Annotated in this window: 3 protein-coding genes; 1 reads left to right on the top strand and 2 read right to left on the bottom strand. The window is 65.6% G+C overall.

The window, feature by feature from the left end; all coding sequences use genetic code 11:
• Positions 1 to 912, bottom strand: a 912-nt coding sequence (gene lipA, locus I5M_RS00940) for a lipoyl synthase (protein WP_022719685.1), incomplete at its 3' end; no start/stop codon positions are given.
• Positions 913 to 1,056: 144 nt separating this feature from the next.
• Between lipA and I5M_RS00935 the strand changes: the two genes are divergently transcribed.
• Complete coding sequence (locus tag I5M_RS00935) at positions 1,057 to 1,662, top strand: DNA-3-methyladenine glycosylase (RefSeq protein WP_022719684.1); 606 nt, start codon at positions 1,057 to 1,059, stop codon at positions 1,660 to 1,662.
• A gap of 169 nt (positions 1,663 to 1,831) precedes the next feature.
• Here the strand turns inward: I5M_RS00935 and I5M_RS28965 are convergent.
• Positions 1,832 to 2,096 (bottom strand): hypothetical protein (locus I5M_RS28965; RefSeq protein WP_040771502.1); only part of this gene is annotated, 265 nt, incomplete at its 5' end.

Here is a 2,096-nt window from a genome sequence, read left to right as displayed (position 1 = left end):
GCCAGCGTGATGCGACGAGCGCGTCAGCGGCGACGCCGACACCATCAGGAAGCCCTTGGCATAGGCGGTCTTTTCGTAGCTGCCGAATTCGTCCGGGGTGACGAAGCGCATCACCGCGTGATGCTTGCGGGTCGGCTGCAAATACTGGCCAATGGTGAGGAAATCGACCTCGGCGGAACGCAGGTCGTCCATCACCTGCAGCACTTCATGGCGCTCCTCGCCGAGCCCGACCATGATGCCCGACTTGGTGAAGATCGAGGGATCGAGTTCCTTGACCCGCTGCAGCAGCCGGATCGAATGGAAGTAGCGAGCGCCCGGCCGCACCGACAGGTAGCGCGACGGCACGGTTTCGAGATTGTGGTTGAATACGTCGGGCTTGGCGGCAACCACGACTTCGAGCGCGCCCTCCTTGCGCAGGAAGTCCGGCGTCAGGATTTCGATCGTCGTGGTCGGACACGCTTCGCGCACCGCGCGGATGGTGGCGGCGAAATGCGCCGCGCCGCCATCGGCGAGATCGTCGCGATCGACCGAAGTAATCACGAGATGCTGCAGGCCGAGCTTGCGGGTCGCCTCGGCCACATAGGCAGGCTCGTTGGCGTCGAGCGCCCCCGGCATGCCGGTCTTGACGTTGCAGAACGCGCAGGCCCGGGTGCAGGTGTCCCCCATAATCATGAAGGTCGCGTGCTTCTTGTCCCAGCACTCGCCGATGTTCGGGCAGCCGGCCTCTTCGCACACCGTGTGCAGGCCGTGTTCCTTTACGATGCCGCGGGTGTCGGCATAGCCGCGCGTGGTCGGTGCCTTGACGCGGATCCAGTCGGGCTTCTTCGGCGACAGCGCATCCGGCCGCGCCGCCTTCTCCGGATGCCGGGGGCGGACAGGATTGGACGAGACAGTATCGACGAGAACGACCATGGTTGCCTGAACCTTCGCGAAGACCCTACCTAATCCGCCTGCCGGCGTCCCGCAACCTGCGTGCCTTGCAGGGGCTTATCCCTTGGAATAATGCTCGAATTCCTGTCGGCGCGGTGGCGGCGACGCGCACGATCGCCCTCAGCCATGGCCCGCTCGCCCTCTCCCGCCCCGCCCGCCAAGCTCGGCCCGAAGCTGACGCGCCGCTTCTTTGCCCGCAGCGTCCATGAAGTCGCGCCGGAACTGATCGGAGCGACACTGCTGTTCGATGGCGTCGGCGGCGCCATCGTCGAGGTCGAGGCCTATCACCACACCGACCCGGCGGCGCATTCCTATGGTGGCCAGACGCCGCGCAACGCCGTGATGTTCGGCCCGCCCGGCTACGCCTACGTGTATCGGTCCTATGGCATCCACTGGTGCGTCAATTTCGTCTGCGAGGCCGAAGGCTCGGCCAGCGCCGTACTGGTCCGCGCTCTGGAGCCGACGCACGGCCTGGCGGCGATGCGCAAGCGGCGCGGCCTGGAGGACGAGCGGACGCTGTGCTCAGGGCCCGGCAAGCTGACCCAGGGGCTGGGAATCACCATCGCGCACAACGCGCTGCCGCTGGACGCAGCGCCGTTCGCCATTCATCGCCGCACGGCGGACTCCGACATCGTCACCGGCCCGCGTATCGGCATCACCAAGGCGGCGGACTATCCGTGGCGATTTGGGCTGAAGGGATCGCGGTTTTTGAGCAAGCCGTTTCCGCGCTGAGTTGAGCACAAGGCTTCCGCACCAACACCGTCATCGTCCAGCCTGACCGGACGACCCAGTATTCCGGTGCATTTCGATTAAACACGAAAGCCCTGGAATACTGGGCCCTCCGCTTTCGCGGAGAGGGACGGTTGTTCGTGGGGCGACGCCCCGACAGGCCAAGCAGCGCCTACGACGCGTTCTTGATCCGTAGCAGCGCTTCCAGGATCTTGACCTTGCGGGCGATCGCGGCTTCGCGCTTTTCGCGTTCTTCCTCGACGACCTCTTCGGCGGCGTTGGCGACGAACTTCTCGTTGGCCAGCTTGGATTCGGCGCGCTTGATGTCGGCTTCGGCCTTGCCGAGCTCCTTCTCAAGTCTTGCCTGCTCGGCGGCGAAGTCGATCAGGCCCTTGAGCGGCAGCGCGGCGACGTCGCCGCGGACCAGAAGCTGCACG

It is taken from the genome of Rhodopseudomonas sp. B29 (assembly GCF_000333455.1).
Classification (GTDB): Bacteria; Pseudomonadota; Alphaproteobacteria; order Rhizobiales; family Xanthobacteraceae; genus Rhodopseudomonas.
Note: the sequence above shows the minus strand (reverse complement) of the source record. Positions and strands in the feature narration are given on the sequence as shown.

Bases quoted from the DNA above. Each gene is read 5' to 3' on its own strand.
- I5M_RS00935 (WP_022719684.1), top strand. From the start codon at position 1,057: ATGGCCCGCTCGCCCTCTCCCGCCCCGCCCGCCAAGCTCGGCCCGAAG.